Here is a 17,288-nt window from a genome sequence, read left to right as displayed (position 1 = left end):
CCATGGAACTACGCAACATATTAATAGAACTGCAAAAAAGAGGGCTGCGAGTTATCAGTTCACATAAAGGCTTTAGCCGCCACATCATTGAAGTGGCAGGCAAAGCCCCAGCACATTTACCAGTAATAACCGAAACCAAAAACGGGCAAACACGCCAAGTTCGCCCAGCAAAATTACACGGCCAAATTATCATGTTTATAGAAGGATAAACCACCATGCCACAAGATTTTTTAGTTAATCATAAAGGCCATCAAGTGCCACTTAAAGGCATTCGCCCAGCCGATATTATTCGCCATGAGTTTGTGCAGTCAGCCATTGCCAAAGCTAAAGGGCAAAGCCAAGCCCTTGCTGAGTTTAAAAAGCAGCAAATGAGCGAGTTTGACGCATTTATGGGCTTACTAGCCCAAGAGTATGCAGTAGAAATGGGCGGTAAAAAGGGCAACGTCACGCTACGCAGTTTTGATCACAAGCAAAAAATCACCCTGCAAGTACAAGAGAGCATCGAGCTTGGCCCAGAGCTGCTAATAGCAAAAGAGTTAATCGACGAATGCCTAAACGAATGGAGCGAAAACGCGAACGAAAACCTAAAACTGATTATTGAGCAAACCTTTGCCACCGACAAAAAAGGCAAAGTCAGCGTGCAAAAAGTACTTGGCTTGCGTCGCCTTAAAATCACTGACGACAGCGGTAAATGGCAGCGTGCTATGGACATCATAGCCGATGCAATTCAAGTCATAGACTCAACCCGCTTTATTCGTTTTTACGAAACCGTAGGCGAGCAAGAGCGCGCAATCTCACTTGATATAGCCAAGCTATAAGGAGCACTAACCATGGAAGTTAAATCAACAATTCAAGTAAACGAACACAGCGACTTACAAAGCATTGTAACCCTCGTAGCTAAAAGCAAAGAGCCAGTAAATATCAACTTTGTATTTCAAAACATCACATTTGTAGTGCAAAGCCAGCTGGTCGGCATCAACCCACCAAAGCATAAAGGCATAACACAACCCAGTTAAGTAACCAAAAAGTGCGCAGGGATGCGGCTTTTTATCAAAGCTTTTCAATTAGCAAGAGCTTTGATAAACAGCAAACATAGGAGGTTTTATGACTACCCCAAATACACAAGTAACGCCAAGCCTACAACTCAAAGAGCTGGCCGCATTGGTTAAGTTTTTAGAGTTATCGCATACCTTTGCAATAGATAGCAGCGTGTTTACACAGCAAGAAGGCGCAGACATTTGTCAAAGCTATTTAAGCCTACGCGAGCAGCTAGAAGAGTTTAAAAATAATGACTAAAGCAAAGCTAATACAGCTAATTCACATTGCTAAAAGCCAACTAGGGCTAGACGACGACACCTACCGCGCTGCACTTTTTGGCTCAGCGGGCAAGCGTTCGTGCAGCCAAATGAGCTCGCCAGAGTTAAACCAAGTGTTAGAGCACTTTAAAAAAGCAGGGTTTAAAGCCAAGGCTAAACGACGTTTAAGCCCAAAGTCATCATCAAAGCAACATGGCGAAATAAATAAACTTCGCGCTATTTGGATCAACATGCACAAACAGGGTTTTGTACGTGATGGCTCAGAAACCGCCTTAGATGCCTACGTAAACCGCATGCTAAATCGCGCAAAAGTAGGGGCAAACGTCAGCTACCACACCCATTTTTTAACTCAGCAGCAAGCTATACAGGTTCTAGAGTCGCTTAAAAAATGGCACAAGCGCGAATTACTAAAAGAGCAACAAGGTGATAATAATGGCTAATCATACAGAGCAGCAAACAGAGCTATTTGGTAGTAGTGTTGAAGAGCTGCAACACTGTCTTACTAAGCTATCACCAGATGATGCCGCAGCCGTTCGCAAGCGCTGGCCTAGCAACTTACAATCATTAGCCTTACTCATAGAGGCTGAATTAACTAAAGCTAAAATTAATGATCCGCGCATCGTAGGTGAGGCAATTACCTTGGCAATAGGCCATTACTTTGGTGGCCGCGATGTTTATATTCCTACTGACCAACGCTTAAAAGCAGCGCTGCGTGATATTCAAATATGGCAAGAGTTTAGCGGCTATAACATGGAAAACTTAGCTATTAAGTTTGGGCTAACGCAAAGGCGTGTTGCTGAAATTATTCAGCAACAGCGTAGGGTTGAAATCCAAAGGAGGCAGAGAAGTATGTTTTGACCGCAATTAATATAGTAAGTTGACTATTGTTTTTTGGCTAGATGCCTCCAAATAGAGTTGAAAATAGACAAGGAACTCCTGATGAAAAAGTTTTCTGCGATCAATGAAGTTCACAGGTACAAAAGATTAAAAAAGCACATTAAAAAAAGTAAGTCGAGAAAAAAAAGACTAAGAAAAGTGGGGAATATAAAAAGGGCTAAACGTTTAAGACAAGTTGACATCAGTGACTCAGAACTCTTAAGGAAGTTTTACGATGGGAATGTTCACAGATCAAAAATTTTGCCTTTCTCAAATGCTAATATAATTAAATTGCCAAAAAACTTTTCGTTATATGATAATACAGAGAAGGTTTTTGAAACGTTGGATAAATTTACATCTTTAGCTCTTTTGGCGAGTTCTGGCACTAAGTTCGAGGTCAATCATAAAAGTGTTAGAAAAACGTGCCTAACAAGTGAGTTTTTACTTGGTTTATTTGCGAAGGAAATTTCCTTAATTAAAGACTGTGGCGGTCAACTAATTGATTTTAAATGTAAAGGTGTGCTGCCAAATAAAAGAGTTTTAATTAATGACATTGTTTCAGAAGTGGGGATTGCGTCAGAGTTAGATGCTAAAGTTGTTGGTGGTGTATCTAGTGATACAAGTAAAATTCATGTTTTTAAAGACAGTTGTAAGTTAGTTGAATCAGCAACAGCTGATGCTACGGACCATAAAAATAAGGTCGCTAACAGGTTTATCGAGCATATTTCTGAAGCATTGGCAGATCATAGGCTTTGTCTAAATGATGATGCGTCGGATATGATGAAGGGTTGTTTGGGGGAAATAATTGATAATATTGAAGAACACAGTGGGTTAACAGCTCCAAATTGGTATATTAGGGGCTATGTTAATAATAACCATAAGAATAAAATGTTAGAATTTACAGTTGTCAATATAGGTAAAAGTATTTTTGATACATTTAATGATCTACCTGATGGAAATTACTCTAAGGAAATTGTGAGAGAGTATTGTGATCTTCATCATGGAAAAGGAATTTCTAAAGAGGCACTTACAACTGTAGCTTCTCTTCAAGGCTCTATTAGTTCAAAAAACTTCAGTGATAAAGACACAAGAGGGCACGGTACTATTAAGTTGATTGAAACCTTTGAAGAAATTCATCGAGATTACCTAGCGTTAAGATGCCCAACAGATAAAAACTCTCTTTCAAATATGCTTTTGGTTTCGGGGAGCACTGTTATAAAATTTGACGGAACATACAAGTCAGAAACTTTACTTGATAAAAATGGTGATGGTGAAAGAGTTATTTTTCCTTTTAATAATGAAGGTCTTAGAGGGCTTCCTGATTCAGATTATGTCATAACAATGAATAAAATGAGGTTTCCGGGTACTATAATTAGTATCCAAATCCCTTTATCTGGAAGCACAGTACCAATTAAGGATTGCAATAATGAATGATTTAATTTTAGATTTGACTCAATTTAGTTCTAATCTGCTCACTGGTAGAAAAAATGGTACTAGAGCAAGAGAAAAATTTAATGTGAAAAAAGCTGACAAGTACATATTCAGACTTAGAAGCGATCAACTAGTTACCAGTTCATACTTTTTGGGTCTTTTAGGTGAAGAGATAAAATCATTCCCTAATTCTACGCAAGCTTTGGAGCATATTGACCTTGATTCATTAAACGATAGCAGCAAAAATGAGTGTATTCGTGCCATAAAGAGAGGCTTATCAACTAGCAAAGGGTTGATATAAAATGAAAAACTGCTTTTTGTTTACTTTTATTTTAATAGCTTTTAATTGTTACTCTATGGAATTTAGCAAACCAGAACATTGTTTATCTGGTAGCGAGCTTGCTACATATAATCCTCAACCAAATAAGTTAGAAAAAAAGCTAAACTCTGAGCAGTCATATACAAATATAGTAAATATTGCCGGAGAGAAAAAAGATAGTAATTGGTGGGATTGGATTCCGCATACATCTTTTTTCTTTACAATTTTGAGCTTTTTTTTCACTTTTTGGTATACACGTAGAGTAACAAGAAAAAACAAGCGTGATTCTGTTAATGATTTATTTTGGTTGAGGGAGGTTATTTTTCCAAATGTAATTAACCACTCTTTAGAGTTAGTTAACTCGGGGCCATCAAAGTATAGAGAAAATAATTCTGATCCTGAACAATTTTTCAGAAATTATTATCTTGGTATGGCAAACACATTGAGGGACAGATGTATAGTTGCGACAGTAATATCCGAAGAGTTTAAAGACGAGGTTGAAACTATAATTGATGATTTAGATGCTCTAATACCTGAGGTGAGGAATGAAGATGAGTTGAAGTTATTACTCAGTAATTTTATAACTGCTTTTTTCCTAAAGTTGAAAAAAGAGCAATTTAATTAGATTTTCCCGAAACCCCGCACGGCCATTAATCAAGGCTAACTAACCACAATACCGAAAAACAACAAGGTTTTTCGGTATGCTCCCAACTCTCAACTACTTTAAACAATCGCCCGAAATACAAGCGGCGCTTGCCCCATACTCCCTTAAATTTGCCCTGTGCATATTACCTATTTTGTATTTAGAGGGCGGTTTACACAGTGACGGCGGGTTAAATAACATAGCCTCAGACCGGGGCGGCCTTACAAAGTACGGCATTAGCCAGCGCGCATACCCAAACCTTGATATTAAAAATCTAACCCTAGCTCATGCTGTACGGCTTTATCACCGTGACTATTGGCGTGCGATGTACTGCGAGCAAGTTCCCGAAGGTGTTGATTTTATGCTTTTGGATGGTGCAGTGCAGCACGGCACACCCACAATGACCCAATTAACTCAGCGCCTGGTTAACTCAAAACCCGATGGCCGCATGGGGCCAAAAACTCTAGCCGCTATCGTAGAGCGCCCAGCACTTAGCCTAACCGTATTGCTCAGCGTAAACCGTGGCCGTAAGTACGCCCGTATTTGCGCGAATGATCCAAGGCAAAAGCCAAACCTAGAGGGCTGGTATAACCGCTTAGCTCATGCAACCGAGTTTGCAGTAACTCAGCAAAATGAGGTGGCCTAATGGGTAAGAATTGGCATTGGTCATATCAAAAAGGCCGCGAGAAACGTATGAAGCTAGAAGTTGATGCCCGTATGCACAACATGCCATTCGACCCGCGAAAAATCCCATTGCACAGCCAATGCGGCACTATGCAAAGTCATTTTAACAAAGGCTGGCAATCAGTTAGAGCCATCGATATACAGCTACGCGTAGACGGTCAGCAAAGTTACAACAATGCCCGCGCAGCGCTTAAGCAACGTTTTGGAGAATCCAATGGCAATTAAAAATTGGTTTAACGTGGTCGAGCCTGTCACCAATTTAATTGATGATCTGTTTACCAGCGACGAAGAGCGCCAAACCATTACCAACGAACTCAAGCGCATTGAGAACACAGCTCAAAGCCAAGTACTAGAGCTTGAGGGCAAAATTGTAGAGCTACAAGGCAAAGTGCTAGAGGCGCAATCGCGAATCATTACCTCAGAGGCTGAAGGTGAAAGCCGGCTACAACGTAACTGGCGGCCTATCACCATGTTGACGTTTTTAGTGTTGGTGTGCTTTGACTCATTCGGTTTATTAGCTTTTCGACTATCAGAGCAAGCATGGGATTTATTGCAACTAGGCATAGGAGGTTATGTCATTGGCCGCACAGTTGAGAAAGCCGCACCAGGCGTTAAGCAAAGCATTAAAAACGTCATTGAAAAAGTAAGGAAACCAAATTGAGCAAATTTGACGATGCGCAAAAAATAGAACAACACCTGTTAGATGCCGCGCTATCACTACACCGTGAAAAAACAAACAAACCAGGTGCAGCATTTGAGCATTGCCAAGAGTGTGGTATTGAGATTCCAGCCGCACGGCGTAAAGCAGTTAAAAACTGTAGCACCTGTGTTGAGTGCCAATCACTCATCGAAATACAACAACAGCATTACAGGGCTTAGCATGGACTTTATTTTAGAGTGGTACAAAGCCATTTTAACGGTAGGTATTGCCATAGTTGGGGCCGCTGCATTGGCTTGGCTGCGCAGCACCTTTGTAACTAAAAAAGCACATGAAGATATTTCAAAAGCGTTAGAAAGCCGTTTAAGCGCTGTAGAGAAAACCATCGAAGACTTGCCCAACTCAGAAGACTTACACGAACTAGATAAACGTTTGATCGAAGTCAGCGGCAAAATTGACGGCCTAAACCCTCAGCTAACTGACCTCAAACGCCTCACTGATCTACTAATGGAAAACGAACTTAGAGGCACACGTAGCAACGATAGCTAAGCCAATAATAATTTACTACAGGAAAAACCACCATGGCAATATTACAAGTTCAAGCCGAACACCAACGAATTAGCATATTAATAACGCTAAAAGAATCCGCCGATTTTGGCGCTAACACCAGCATGTTAGCCGATGTACTACAGCGCTATGCACTGGGTTGCAGTCGTGATCAGCTTAAAACCTTACTCAATTGGTTAGAGCAAAACGGCTATATAACACTCGATAAACTCACAGAAAACACTTGGGTTGCCCGTATTACGCAATCAGGCATAGACGTAGCTGAGGGCATAAGTGTTGTTCCAGGTATTAAACGCCCAGGGCCACGAGGTTAACTATGAGCGAGTCAATCCGCAGAGGCCAACCCAGCAAAGTTGATTTACTGCCCGAGGACATTAAAAAGCAGCTCGACTCAATGCTACGCGATAAGCGCTTTAGCCAGGGCGAAATACTTGATGCCGTAAATACCTTGATCATTGAGTCAGGCTTAGACGAGGGTGCAACTATTAGCCGCAGTGGCTTAAGCCGCCATGCCCAAAAAACCGAAGCCATAGGCCAAAAGCTACGCGATTTACGCGAGTCAACCAAAGCACTTACCGCCGAGCTTGGCGATAAGCCCACAGGCGATACCACCAAGCTTATTCTAGAAATGGGCCGTTCTCAGTTGTTCCGCGCTATGCAGCAGCAAATGATGAACCCCGACGAAGATGCAGCGGTAGACATCGACACCATAAAAGACGCCATGCTCGCAGCTCAGCGCCTAGAGCAAACCGCCATGGCCGCCCATAAACGCCAGCAAGAAATAGAAAAAGCCTATGCCGAAAAGCTCGCTAAAGACCTAGACCAAAAGGTTAAAAACGAAAACTTACCGCAAACCGCAGACGACATGCTGGCATTTTTCAAACGCGACATATTAGGGCTAAAGCATGACTAGCACCGCGCAAAGTATTACCCAAACTAACGAACTACCGCTTAGCAGAGTCGCAGGTTCTTTAGCGGTTGCCATGGGCACAGACATACTTTTTGGCTATCAAAAAGCATGGATGGAAGACGATGCAATAGTAAAAATTGCCGAAAAGTCTCGCCGTACTGGGTTAACCTTTGCCGAAGCGCTAGACGACGTACTAAGCGCAGCTGCACCCGCAAACGCGCAAAACACCTATTACCTTGGCTCAGATAAAGAAATGGCTAAGGAGTTTATAGACGCTTGTGCATTTTGGGCGCAAAAGCTCAACATGGTTATGAGCGAAGTGGAAGAGGGCATATTTGAAGAAAAAGACCCAGACGGCACAAAGCGATCAATCAACACCTTTGAAATTAAATTCCCAAGTACGGGTAAAAAAATAGTAGCGCTAAGCTCAAACCCGCGTAATTTACGCGGCCGCCAAGGTAACGTAGTAATAGATGAAGCCGCATTCCATGACAAGCTAGACGAAGTACTTAAAGCTGCGATGGCGCTTACCATGTGGGGCGGGCGAGTACGTATAATTTCGACCCATAACGGGGTAGATAACCTATTTAATACTCTAATAACCCAAGCTCGGCGCGGTGTTAAAAAGTATTCCGTGCATCATATTCCTATTGATAAAGCGCTTAAGCACGGGCTTTACAAACGCATTTGTTTAGTGAGTGGGCAAACGTGGACGCAAGAAAAAGAAGACGCATGGCTTGCCAATCAAGTTGATTTTTACCCCACACAAGATGCCGCTAACGAAGAGCTTTACTGCGTACCAAGCCAAGGCGCAGGCCAATACTTAAGCCGCCGCCTGCGTGAACGTGCTTTAAGTGGTGACTGCAAAGTACTACGTTATGAAGCGCCCACCGACTTTGAAAGCTGGACCGAAGAGCAACGCGTAAAAGACGTAGCCACTTGGTGTAAGCAAAATATAGACGATTTACTCAGTGGGTTAAATTCTGATCTTACTCATGCCTTTGGTGAGGATTTTGCTCGTAAAGGCGATTTAACCGTATTCAGTATTGGTGAAATAAACCAAGACACCAGCCTAACCGTGCCGTTTATGGTCGAGCTGCGCAACGTAACCTACGAGCAGCAAAAGCAGATTATGCTTTATATTTGTGACCGTTTACCAAAATTACGTGGCCTTGCATTTGATGCTACAGGTAACGGTGGCTACTTAGCAGAAGCCGCAAGCCTTAAATACGGCACCGAACTAGTAGATAGCGTGCATTTATCACAAGCCTGGTATCGCGAATGGATGCCAAAACTAAAAGATTATTTTGAAACAGACAATATAACGCTACCAAAAGATCAGGACGTACTAGACGACTTAGGCCAAATCAAACTTAAAAACGGTATTGCTCAGGTAGATAAAGGTAAAAATACTGGTAGTGATGGCAATAAGCGCCACGGCGATAGCGCGGTATCAATCGCTATGCTAATACGTGCCGCTGAAATGGACGGCAGCGCGATTGAATTTACCCCACTACCCAGTAAAGCCCAACAAAACGCTAATAGCCTACGCTCAGATCACAGCGATGACTTTGCAAGTGATCGTAAAGCAGCATGGTAATGCCTCGCTTTAGGGTGTTTTATCAAGAAATATTTACAGCCCAAGTACAGCAATTAGACATAACCGCCGCCAGTTTAGCCAAGGCCCACCAACACACATTAACGCTTGATATATACGTACTAAGCATTAAGCCCATCATTAAAGTTAGAGTAAACCCATGAACCAAATAGTAGATATTCACGGCAACCCAATTAAATCAACCGACTTTAAGCAAACCCAAACCGAGCAAGATAGCCGAGTGGGCATGCTTATGCGCCAATTCGCTGAGCACCCAAGCGAAGCGCTTACCCCTGCAAAGTTAGCGCAATTACTAAAAGATGCCGACGCAGGCAACTTAGCGGCCATGGCTGATTTAGCCAAAGACATGGAAGACAAAGACGGCCACTTGTTTAGTGAGCTTACCAAACGCCGCCGAGGCTGGCTTAAATACGATTGGTCAGTAGAGCCGCCACGTAACGCAACAGAGCAAGAAGAAAAAGACGCCGCAGCAATCCAAGAAATATTAGAAGATGCCACTTGGTTAGAGGATCTACTTTTTGATTGTAGCGACGCAATACTAAAATCGTTTTCGTGTAACGAGCTAAGTTGGGCTTTTGATGGTGGCGAGCATATTATTACTGGTTACGAATTTCGCGACCAAAACCTATTCCAAACCCACCCAGATAACCGTAACCAGTTAATGCTGCGTGATAACAGCTACACAGGGCAAGAGTTAAACCCGTTTGGCTGGTGCGCGCATATTCACCGCAGTAAATCGGGTTATATTCACCGCACTGGGTTAACGTCAACGGTGGCATGGCCGTACTTATTTAAAAACTATTCAATCCGCGACTTGGCTGAGTTCTTAGAGATTTACGGCTTACCGCTGCGCTTGGGCAAATACCCAAATGGCGCAAGTGATGATGAAAAAGCCACTTTGTTACGTGCTGTGCTTAGCATCGGCCATAACGCAGGCGGCATTATTCCGAAGGGCATGGAGATTGAATTTCAAAATGCCGCTAACGGTCAATCCGACCCATTTGAAGCCATGATCAAGTGGTGTGAAACCACCCAAAGCAAAGCGGTATTAGGCGCAACGCTTACTAGTCAAGCGGATGGCAAAACCAGCACTAACGCCCTTGGTAATGTTCACATGGATGTATTAAACGACATAACCGAAAGCGATTTAAAGCAAGTAGCTAATACCATAACGCGCGATATTATTTACCCTATGCACGCGCTTAACTCTAAAAGTTACTCAGGCACGCGCCGTATCCCGCGCTTTAAATTTGATACCAGCGAAGCCGAAGACATTGCCCAGTTAGCCCCAGCCCTCAAAATACTCACCGAAGTTAATTACCCAATTCCTGCAAAATGGGTGAGCGAAAAGACCCAAATCCCACTCCCAGAAAAGGGCGAGGCTATTTTAAGCTTAACTCCAATAACAGCACCAACAGAGGCACAAACCGCTTTAAAAGGCTTTGCCGCACTCAAATCAGTACCGCAAAAAGACAACGCCGACTTAGTAGCCGAGCAGCTAGCCGCACAAGCACAAACGCACTTAAACAGCATGAGCGATGCAGTAACCGAGCTGGTTAAAAACGCCAGCAGCTTAGAAGAAATACGCGACGGCATACTTGAATTAGAGCCACAAATAAGCACAGAGGGCCTTACTGAGCTAATGGCAAAGGCAATGGCAGCCAGTGAGTTACTAGGCGCACTAGAAGTGTATGAGGGCCGTTAAATGGCTGTTAGATATGGTTCATTACCGTTTGACGATGGCATAAGCTTTTTTCGGCAAAAGCTAAACACACCTAGCAACAGCTGGGATGATGTATGGCAAGGCGCTCACAACCGCGCGTTTATGGTTGCAGGCGTGACCAAAGCCGATATGCTTAACGACTTTTACACCTCAGTCGATAAAGCGATCAGCGAAGGTAAAAGCCTGGGCTGGTTTCAAAAAGAGTTTGATAATATCAAAGCCCGTTACGGATGGGAGCATAACGGCCAGCCAGCTTGGCGTAGCCAGTTAATTTACGAAACCAATATACGCCAAGCCTACAACGCAGGCCGTGAGGGGCAAATACAAGCGCTCAAAGCAAGCCGCCCTTATGCGTTATACAAGCACGGCGATAGCGAAACCCCGCGTGTACTGCACTTAAAATGGAACAACTTGGTGCTACCGGTTGATGATCCATGGTGGGACACCCACAGCCCGCAAAATGGCTGGGGCTGTAAATGTAAAAAGTTTAGCTTAAGCGAGCGAGAGCTTAAACGCCGAGGCTTAACCGTAGGCACCGCGCCCGATAACGGCAGTTATACGTGGACCAACAAAAAAACGGGTGAAGAGTTTGAGCTACCACTGGGTATTGATCCGGGCTTTGACTACACCCCCAAGAATACCACCCAGCTAACAAGCCAGGTTAAAAAACAAGTGGCCGATAAGCCACCGCTCGCAAAACGCATAGAAGATTACCAAGCAACCCGTATTGTACCATCGGCTTATAGCAGTGCTAAAAACGTCACAGCACTAAAGCTTGATCCATTACTGGCACAATTAGACAGTGAAGTACTTAACGGCTTAAACGACTTTTTAACAGCCAAAAAAACCAAAACCGTATTTGTCAATCAAACCCAAATGAGCGCAGGTTCTAAAGCAAATGCAGCAATTCGCTCAGAAGTGGGCAAGTACTTAGGCGTAGATGAATTTTACGCGCGCATGCAATACAGCATTCGCGGCGCTAAAAACTGCGGGGGTTTTACTTCTGTAGGGTATGAGCACGTAGTCGTAAAAGTGAAAAACGCCCAAAATTTAGCTAAAGTTGATATGCAAGCGCTAAAAGACAGTGCTGCACTTACCGTACAACGTTCAGCAAATAACAAAGGTAAGTACTCGTATAATTGGCACGGTGAGACAATCAATCGTGATCATACTATTTCAAGTGGTGCAGATTCACTAGATAAACACCAAGCACATAGTTTAGTCTCAACCTGGCTGCACGAACTCGGCCACCAAGTACACTATTACGCAGGTGCGCCAGAGCTATTAAAAAATGCCTTACCCGTTACCTATTACGGTGCGGTGAATAAATACGAGCAATTTGCAGAGGCATTCACCGCCTGGGCGCTTGCTCGTAAAGATCTTAAAAAATGGCAACCAGAGCTTGTAAGCTGGATAGACCGACTAGTAAAAGATGCCGCTAAATCACAGGATAAAAGACGATGAAATTATTAACCCAAGCACAGCAGCTGCTACAGCAAACCCCGTACACACTACAAACATGCCGCGAATTTGCAAAGCTTGAGCAACAAGCTAAAGGGCAAGAGGCTAACCAAATTGCTGATCTATTACCGGCGCTTATTGCAGGACTTGACCAACAAACCCACATGCAAGCATTTGACGAAGGGCTAGTGTAATGGCTGGTGCGCGTATTGACATAAGCACCGAAGGCGCAACGGCCGTAAGTGATGTGCTCACCCAGCTGGTAAAGAACCTAGATAACTTAGCCCCAGCACTTGGCAATGTAGGCGAACATTTAATGCTCACCCATCGCGATCACTTTGACGAGCAGCGCAGCCCAGACGGTGAGCCGTGGCAAGCACTTAGCCCCGACTACGCCAAAAGCAAAAAAAGAACAAAGATAAAATACTCAGGCTAAACGACATACTACGCGACACATTCGCTTATAACGTAGGGGACGAATCGTTAGAGTTTGGTACAAACATGGAATACGGTGCTATTCATCAATTTGGCGGCAACAGCGATATGATCCCGCGTTTAGCCGCCATACCAGCAAGGCCGTTTTTAGGGTTGTCGCAGGATGATGAGAAAGAAGTGATTGAAATATTGAGTGATTTTTTAACTTGAATTGGTTAGTTGTGTTAAACCTATATAAACATGTACTCTTAAATCATTAAAATAAGAAAGGAATAAATTAAATATGGTTTTAAGAGAGTTCGTTCGTACAATTAGTTCTATTTCTAATAATTTTGAAAAGCATAGGAGTGCTAATAATGAATTTGCTCAGAACGTTTCACGTCACGAACAAGCAAGTTTTTCGTCTGTTGAGAAACGTGTTTTAACTGATTTAAATAATCTAGAATCGAAAGCAAGCTCTCTAAATGAAAATCTGAGTGAAAGCGCCTTAGATAGTTACGCTATTTCTAGTTTACGTGTTACTGGAGTACCTACAAACTTTGAATCTATATTAATGTCAATATCAGAAGTTGTACATAACCTTGAAGTAAACTTTGATGAATATTATGATTTAGCATTTAAAATTTTATTAATTACATCCAACCAAAGACTGTTATTAGATATTATTCGAGAAGGAATTTCAAATATAGTTAGAGAGTTCAATATTATAAGATTGCAGACGTTACCTGTTTTAGAGAAAAAACTACCGGATGATTTAAGTAGTATTGAAGATAAGTTAGTTAAATCATGCTTGAAAATGATAGTAAAGGAGTTGGATTCTAAATATTCAGAGCATAAGTCTGCTACGAAACAAATGTTCAATGAATTTGAAAATTATATGAGTAAAACGAGAGTCGCTGCCGAAAGCGATTTTAAAGAGTTAGATAATAAATTAAATGAAATTATAGAAGCTTACGATGCGACTAAAATCGAATTAAAAGAAAAAAGTGATCAAATGGATGAAGTTCTAGGTCATACTGCAAATAGGGTTATGGCTAACGATTATGATACCAGTGCGGTATCCGAGAAAAAATCAGCGGACTGGTTACGATATGGTTCGCTGGGTTGTATGGCTATAATCGTACTAATCGTTTGCTCTTCATTTTATGATTCAACTCATTCTGGCTTTGATTGGGAAAACTCAATTTTCAGAACTGTGCTAGTGTTTATTCTATCAATACCAGCCGCATACCTTTCCAGAGAATCAACAAAGCACCGTGAGCAACAATATAACTACCACCATACTGCGTTAGATTTAAAAGCAATAACACCTTACATCGCGTCACTCCCAGAAGCAGACCAAAACCGTATTAAAATTTCAATTGCCGAACGAATCTTTGCTTCAAGACAAACAAACTTAAACCCGCAAGATAGTTTCCCATTGAATACGCAAGAGTTAATGATGGAGCTTATTAAAAAAGTAGATTTGAGTCGTAAGTCTGAACAGCAAGATAAAGCCGAAAAAGGATCTTAGTTATGTTCGATAAATGTTCCACAACAACTAAAGTAATCACAGTGGTGTTGTTTTTACTTATTCCTATTGTAGCTATAGGTTCTTTTTTAACTTATTTTGGTATTGGCCCAGCTAAAACACTTGGCGATTGGGGAGCTACGGGAGATTTCTTTGGAGGCATATTAAACCCCGTTTTTTCGTTCGCCACAATTATACTTTTACTTGTTTCAATTCGAGTACAGCTAAAAGAATTAACTTTGACAAGACATGAGTTAAAATTGACTCGGTTAGAGCATAGTAAATCTAGGACTGCGCAAGAAGAGCAGCAGCAAAATTCCAAGCAAATTTTGGAAGAAGAGAGAAGTAATCAAGTATTAAAGTTAATAGAAAATGAAAACCAAACCATTGAACAGTGTTTAAAGGCTTATGCTTATGACGCTACCAAAGTTGAGGATATGGATAAAGAGTTATTTTTGATTTATTTAAAGGATGATGATATTGCAAGCATGAATTTAAAAGCTAAGGTTTATCAAATTGAAACAGCGTATATAAATAAGGTTAAGTTGATTACTATATTTGCTGAGTTAAACAACGGCCAATTTAAAGACTTCTTAATAGAAGCCTTACTAGATCAATTTTATTACTTATTTGAACTTAAGAGCTTTTTCTGTACTAAAGAAAGAGCTAATTGGTTAGCTGATGATTTTTATGCACTAATGAAAGTAGCTAAAAAAGGTTATGCAAGAAGAGAAATCAAAAAATATATAGAATCTTTAAGAAACATTTCAGAGGAAGCTGATAACTAATTTAAGCAATATAAAATTGGTACGATATAGTTTGCTCGCATAAGTAATTAAAAACTATTAAGGTGAGTTTTAAACACGTTTTAAACAGTGCCAAAAGATTAACCCTATGCTTAATTACTCCAAGTTAACTTTCAACGCCTTAAAAATTCTAATTTAGTAAACTTTCCCGAAACACCGCACGGCCAACAAATCTAAATCTAAATCCATACTGGGCACAGATTATTCAAACTGTGCTCAGTCATGTCAAAACCATTAAACACATTTCACTTACTTGAAACCACTATAGGATTAGCTGTTTTATCAGCAAACAAACCTGCCGATTTAGGTTTTGCTGCGTGCCGCTTTGCAAGCGAAATAAACGAGCAAGGTATCAGTGAGCGCGTAATGGTAATGCCTGATGGTTATTTTAAATCACATGACGGCCGCCCATTCGATGTACCAGCCAATGCCTGGTTACTTGACCAAGCCGCATTTGAGTTACTAAAAAGCACAGCTAGCACTCGTACCAACGATTACCATTTTGACTACGAGCACCAAACCCTACACGCCGAAGAAAACGGCAAGCCAGCCCCAGCTAGCGGTTGGTTTAACCCAAGCGATTTAGAGTATGTACCAGGCGAGGGGCTTTATGCCCTTAATGTTCGCTGGACACCCAACGCACGCGCACACCTAAAAAACGACGAATACCGCTTTATTAGCCCTGTTTTTCATTATGACAAACAAACAGGCCGCCCAACCAAATTACGCCACTTTGCCCTGACTAATGACCCTGCGGTTGATGGTATGGACAAAGTGGCGGTTTTAAAGACTTCTAAAACCCATGTTAACAATGGAGATACACCCATGAACGCAGCTCAAAAATTGCTGAGCTTGCTAGGTGTAACTGTGGATGGTGATAACGTCACCGATGCAGATTACACCAAAGCAACAACAGCACTCGCCGCTTTAAAGGCTAAGGCCGACGAAGCCGACACGCTCACCACCCAATTAAGTAACGCCAATGACGCTGTTGCTGCACTTAAAGCGAATAGCCCTAATGAGGTTAATTTAGCTAAGTACGTGCCTGTAGAAACCTACAACGCATTGCACACTGAAATGGTCGCGCTTAAAAGCAGCAGTGCTACGCAATCGGTTGAACAAGAAGTAAATAAAGCCAAGCAAGACGGCCGCATTATTGCGTCAGAAGTTGAATATTTAACTAGCTTAGGTAATCAGCAGGGCGTTGCAGCGTTAAAAGCGGTGTTAGATGCCCGTTCACCGATCGCAAGTCTTACCGCTAAGCAAACCACCAATACACCTAAGCCAGAAAACGACAAAGACGGCTTAGCAGCACTCACCGCAGAAGATAAGTATGCCGCAGACCAACTTGGTCTTAGCCATGCTGCCTTTGCCAAAGCTAAACAGGAGCAAAACTAATGGCTTTAGTGACCCCCGCATTATTAACCGCTTTATTTACTGGTTTTAAAACCGAGTTTGAAGCAGGTAAATCAGAAGCTACACCGCAATTTACAAAAATTGCCAGTGTAATTAAATCAACCTCGGCCAGTAATACCTACGGCTGGTTAGGCAAGTTCCCAAGCCTGGCTAAATGGGTGGGTGATCGTAATATTCAAAGCATGAAAGCGCACGCTTATACCATTACCAATGACGATTACGAGTCAACAGTAGGCGTAGACCGCAACGATATTGAAGACGATAACCTAGGCGTGTATTCCCCAATTTTTAAAGAAATGGGCAGCGCTGCGGCAATTCACCCGGATGAAATGTGTTTTGAATTACTCGCAGCGGGTTTTACAACTTTGTGCTACGACGGGCAAAACTTTTTTGATACTGACCACCCAGTAGCACCAAATGCCGACGGCACTGGCGCAGCAGTATCAACAGCGAATATGGCCGAAGATGTTGCTTACGAGGGGGAGCCGTGGTTTGTGCTAGACACCTCAAAAGCCCTTAAGCCGATTATTTTTCAAGAACGTAAAAAACCACAATTACTAGCTATGACCAAAGTTGATGACGAGGCGGTATTTACTTCTAAACAGTACCGTTACGGCGTTGATTGCCGTGATGCCGCAGGGTTTGGTTTTTGGCAGCTTGCCTTTGCTAATAAGCGTGCGCTAACGGCAGATAATTTATGGGACAGCATTGAAAAAATGCGCAGTTTTACAGCTGACGGTGGCCGTAAGCTCGGTATTAAGTCAACCATGTTAGTTGTCCCTGCCAGCATGGAAAAGCTAGCTACACGTATGTTAGAGCGTGAGCTTGACTCAAACAGCTCAAACGAACTTAAAGGCCGTTTAGAGTTATTAGTTGCTGATTACCTTTAATCCCATCAATAGTTAAACCCTAATA

The 17,288-nt window shown here is 42.2% G+C and carries 25 protein-coding genes and 1 pseudogene; all 26 read left to right on the top strand.

The features are described from left to right. Positions 1-2 precede the first annotated feature (2 nt). A complete protein-coding gene (locus PHAL_RS0107730) occupies positions 3-209 on the top strand; it encodes a hypothetical protein (RefSeq protein ID WP_016707847.1) in 207 nt (68 codons plus the stop codon). A gap of 6 nt (positions 210-215) precedes the next feature. Next, positions 216-818 carry a DUF3164 family protein gene (locus tag PHAL_RS0107725; protein WP_016707846.1) on the top strand — a complete coding sequence of 201 codons (603 nt, stop codon included), beginning with the start codon at positions 216-218 and terminating at the stop codon, positions 816-818. 12 nt (positions 819-830) lie between these two features. Next, on the top strand, positions 831-1,016 hold the full coding sequence (locus tag PHAL_RS0107720) for a hypothetical protein (RefSeq protein ID WP_016707845.1): 186 nt from the start codon (positions 831-833) through the stop codon (positions 1,014-1,016). An 88-nt stretch (positions 1,017-1,104) separates the two neighbouring features. Then, positions 1,105-1,296: a hypothetical protein gene (locus tag PHAL_RS0107715; protein ID WP_016707844.1), complete on the top strand. Its 192-nt coding sequence runs from the start codon at positions 1,105-1,107 to the stop codon at positions 1,294-1,296. Further along, positions 1,289-1,756 (top strand): gp16 family protein, encoded by a 468-nt coding sequence (locus PHAL_RS0107710; RefSeq protein WP_016707843.1) that lies wholly within the window; start codon positions 1,289-1,291, stop codon positions 1,754-1,756. The genes PHAL_RS0107715 and PHAL_RS0107710 overlap by 8 nt, the downstream gene beginning before the upstream one ends. After that, complete coding sequence (locus tag PHAL_RS0107705) at positions 1,749-2,174, top strand: Mor transcription activator family protein (RefSeq protein ID WP_016707842.1); 426 nt, start codon at positions 1,749-1,751, stop codon at positions 2,172-2,174. The genes PHAL_RS0107710 and PHAL_RS0107705 overlap by 8 nt, the downstream gene beginning before the upstream one ends. 81 nt (positions 2,175-2,255) lie before the next feature. Continuing rightward, the gene (locus PHAL_RS0107700) at positions 2,256-3,626 is read left to right on the top strand and encodes a hypothetical protein (protein WP_016707841.1); all 1,371 of its coding nucleotides are present in this window, start codon (positions 2,256-2,258) and stop codon (positions 3,624-3,626) included. Then, positions 3,619-3,924, top strand: coding sequence for a hypothetical protein (locus PHAL_RS0107695; protein ID WP_016707840.1), 306 nt, complete (start codon positions 3,619-3,621; stop codon positions 3,922-3,924). The genes PHAL_RS0107700 and PHAL_RS0107695 overlap by 8 nt, the downstream gene beginning before the upstream one ends. Before the next feature lie 55 nt (positions 3,925-3,979). Continuing rightward, positions 3,980-4,567 (top strand): hypothetical protein, encoded by a 588-nt coding sequence (locus tag PHAL_RS0107690; RefSeq protein ID WP_138973937.1) that lies wholly within the window; start codon positions 3,980-3,982, stop codon positions 4,565-4,567. A 76-nt stretch (positions 4,568-4,643) separates the two neighbouring features. Next, the gene (locus PHAL_RS0107685) at positions 4,644-5,231 is read left to right on the top strand and encodes a glycoside hydrolase family 108 protein (RefSeq protein ID WP_016707838.1); all 588 of its coding nucleotides are present in this window, start codon (positions 4,644-4,646) and stop codon (positions 5,229-5,231) included. Further along, positions 5,231-5,494 (top strand): hypothetical protein, encoded by a 264-nt coding sequence (locus PHAL_RS0107680; protein ID WP_016707837.1) that lies wholly within the window; start codon positions 5,231-5,233, stop codon positions 5,492-5,494. Before PHAL_RS0107685 ends, PHAL_RS0107680 begins: the two co-directional genes overlap by 1 nt. Beyond that, entirely contained in the window at positions 5,484-5,930 is a 447-nt protein-coding gene (locus PHAL_RS0107675; protein WP_016707836.1) for a 3TM-type holin, read from the top strand. Before PHAL_RS0107680 ends, PHAL_RS0107675 begins: the two co-directional genes overlap by 11 nt. Continuing rightward, positions 5,927-6,148 (top strand): TraR/DksA family transcriptional regulator, encoded by a 222-nt coding sequence (locus PHAL_RS0107670; protein ID WP_016707835.1) that lies wholly within the window; start codon positions 5,927-5,929, stop codon positions 6,146-6,148. The genes PHAL_RS0107675 and PHAL_RS0107670 overlap by 4 nt, the downstream gene beginning before the upstream one ends. A 1-nt stretch (position 6,149) precedes the next feature. Continuing rightward, the gene (locus PHAL_RS0107665; RefSeq protein ID WP_016707834.1) at positions 6,150-6,476 is read left to right on the top strand and encodes a DUF2730 family protein; all 327 of its coding nucleotides are present in this window, start codon (positions 6,150-6,152) and stop codon (positions 6,474-6,476) included. A 32-nt stretch (positions 6,477-6,508) separates the two neighbouring features. Then, positions 6,509-6,808 (top strand): VpaChn25_0724 family phage protein, encoded by a 300-nt coding sequence (locus PHAL_RS0107660; protein ID WP_016707833.1) that lies wholly within the window; start codon positions 6,509-6,511, stop codon positions 6,806-6,808. A gap of 2 nt (positions 6,809-6,810) precedes the next feature. Next, entirely contained in the window at positions 6,811-7,407 is a 597-nt protein-coding gene (locus tag PHAL_RS0107655) for a DUF3486 family protein (RefSeq protein WP_016707832.1), read from the top strand. Further along, positions 7,400-9,004: a terminase large subunit domain-containing protein gene (locus PHAL_RS0107650; protein WP_016707831.1), complete on the top strand. Its 1,605-nt coding sequence runs from the start codon at positions 7,400-7,402 to the stop codon at positions 9,002-9,004. The genes PHAL_RS0107655 and PHAL_RS0107650 overlap by 8 nt, the downstream gene beginning before the upstream one ends. Then, a complete protein-coding gene (locus tag PHAL_RS24365; protein WP_016707830.1) occupies positions 9,004-9,165 on the top strand; it encodes a hypothetical protein in 162 nt (53 codons plus the stop codon). The genes PHAL_RS0107650 and PHAL_RS24365 overlap by 1 nt, the downstream gene beginning before the upstream one ends. Further along, entirely contained in the window at positions 9,162-10,727 is a 1,566-nt protein-coding gene (locus tag PHAL_RS0107640; RefSeq protein WP_016707829.1) for a DUF935 domain-containing protein, read from the top strand. The genes PHAL_RS24365 and PHAL_RS0107640 overlap by 4 nt, the downstream gene beginning before the upstream one ends. After that, positions 10,728-12,209, top strand: a complete 1,482-nt coding sequence (locus tag PHAL_RS0107635) for a phage minor head protein (protein WP_016707828.1) — start codon at positions 10,728-10,730, stop codon at positions 12,207-12,209. Then, positions 12,206-12,400 (top strand): hypothetical protein, encoded by a 195-nt coding sequence (locus tag PHAL_RS0107630; RefSeq protein ID WP_016707827.1) that lies wholly within the window; start codon positions 12,206-12,208, stop codon positions 12,398-12,400. The genes PHAL_RS0107635 and PHAL_RS0107630 overlap by 4 nt, the downstream gene beginning before the upstream one ends. Beyond that, positions 12,400-12,851, top strand: a pseudogene (locus PHAL_RS24740) (phage virion morphogenesis protein). Before PHAL_RS0107630 ends, PHAL_RS24740 begins: the two are co-directional and overlap by 1 nt. 73 nt (positions 12,852-12,924) lie before the next feature. Continuing rightward, positions 12,925-14,154 (top strand): hypothetical protein, encoded by a 1,230-nt coding sequence (locus tag PHAL_RS0107620; RefSeq protein WP_016707825.1) that lies wholly within the window; start codon positions 12,925-12,927, stop codon positions 14,152-14,154. A 2-nt stretch (positions 14,155-14,156) separates the two neighbouring features. After that, positions 14,157-14,939, top strand: a complete 783-nt coding sequence (locus PHAL_RS0107615; RefSeq protein WP_016707824.1) for a hypothetical protein — start codon at positions 14,157-14,159, stop codon at positions 14,937-14,939. Positions 14,940-15,179: 240 nt separating this feature from the next. Continuing rightward, positions 15,180-16,355, top strand: coding sequence for a phage protease (locus tag PHAL_RS0107610; protein ID WP_016707823.1), 1,176 nt, complete (start codon positions 15,180-15,182; stop codon positions 16,353-16,355). Beyond that, positions 16,355-17,263: a Mu-like prophage major head subunit gpT family protein gene (locus tag PHAL_RS0107605; RefSeq protein ID WP_016707822.1), complete on the top strand. Its 909-nt coding sequence runs from the start codon at positions 16,355-16,357 to the stop codon at positions 17,261-17,263. Before PHAL_RS0107610 ends, PHAL_RS0107605 begins: the two co-directional genes overlap by 1 nt. Positions 17,264-17,288 lie beyond the last annotated feature (25 nt).

It is taken from the genome of Pseudoalteromonas haloplanktis ATCC 14393 (assembly GCF_000238355.1).
Taxonomy (GTDB): Bacteria; Pseudomonadota; Gammaproteobacteria; order Enterobacterales; family Alteromonadaceae; genus Pseudoalteromonas; species Pseudoalteromonas haloplanktis.
This window is presented reverse-complemented; position numbering and strand designations above follow the sequence as displayed.